Source organism: Bacillus sp. P4_D3, assembly GCF_056401855.1.
In genome coordinates this window covers 1-1,297 of record NZ_JBFUIN010000815.1, presented here as the reverse complement: position 1 = coordinate 1,297, position 1,297 = coordinate 1, and the positions used below count along the sequence as shown (strand labels likewise).

The 1,297-nt window shown below is 29.8% G+C and carries 1 protein-coding gene; it reads right to left on the bottom strand.

Annotated features, from left to right (window positions below):
• Positions 1 to 290: 290 nt before the first annotated feature.
• Positions 291 to 734: a carboxymuconolactone decarboxylase family protein gene (locus AC1DTM_RS26955; RefSeq protein WP_000083030.1), complete on the bottom strand. Its 444-nt coding sequence runs from the start codon at positions 732 to 734 to the stop codon at positions 291 to 293.
• Positions 735 to 1,297: the final 563 nt, after the last annotated feature.

Here is a 1,297-nt window from a genome sequence, read left to right as displayed (position 1 = left end):
CTTTCATTTTTCTTAAAACTAATCTTTCGGTTTGTAGTTCTGTAATCAATATTTTTACCTCCATTATGTTTTTATTTTGGGGTCAAGATATTGATATCTGCGCATAGTTCAGTCCCTTCGTGTTTCAAGATAATATTATTATAAAAGCTATAAAGGATGAACCAATAAATTTCAAAAATTTGGTTATGTTACAATTTATGATAACTGCGTAATAAAGAAAAATGAAACAATTGTATTGTGATTTTTAAACATCTTTAATTTTATTCTTATTTACCGTTCGTTGAGAGCAATTATTTTTTAGTTGCTGTATTTCCCATTGCAATAGAAATTCTATTCCAACTGTTGATTTGATTAATTACCAGAACAAGGTCAACATATTGTTTCTCGTCATAGTGTTCACGTACTCGCTTATATAGGTCTTCAGGAACTCTTTTAGTGGGAATTAGAGTAATATGCTCAGATAGTTCAAGAGCAACTTTCTCTTCAGGTGTATAAAAATCACATTCATTCCAAGCATTCAAGCAATAAATTCGTTGTTCGGTTTCACCTATCTTACGGGCATCTGATGTATGCATATCCATGCAGAAAGCACAACCGTTAATTTGAGAGACTCTAATCTTTATAAGTTCTCTAGTAATTCGATTAATTGTAGATTTCTTAGTGTACTTCTCCATATCCATCATAATTTTCATGCCATCAGGTGCAACATCATAGTAGGAAATTCTTTGACTCATAAGGCAAGACCTCCTTTGATTTTAAGATACTTATAATTATACCTTCATACGAACATTCGTGCTATTTTTTTTGTTTGTAAAGCATTCGAAATCAAAGAGAATTTCAGTTATAGACAGTGTAATTAGTTGTTTCATGGTACGTAAATATCGCAAATGAGTAACCGTATTTTCCAAACAAATATTTTCACTTTTTAATTACTTTATTATTACCGTCAGAATAAATTGAATAACTCTATTAATTTTTAAATGATTTTATTATAAATGAAACAATTTTATTATCACCAAACAACTACATAATTTTGATCAAACTTTATTCGAAAGCTACAGTGTTTTTATCTTCCTATAGTTATTTATGGGGATTTAGTTAATTTTTTCGTTTTGGAGAACAACTAATTTCTTAGCTTGATAAGCATGTGACGAGACCCCACATCCATCAACTTAAGGTATCTTTTTATACAAAATGTGGTTTTTTCACGTAGTCTTTTATTATCTTTTATAGATAGCATAAAAGTAGGCACATCAAATAAACCCTGACGGGTTTCAAATTTTTCGCTATGCTACCT

Coding starts and splice junctions, on each gene's coding strand:
- AC1DTM_RS26955 (WP_000083030.1), bottom strand. CDS start 734: ATGAGTCAAAGAATTTCCTACTATGATGTTGCACCTGATGGCATGAAA.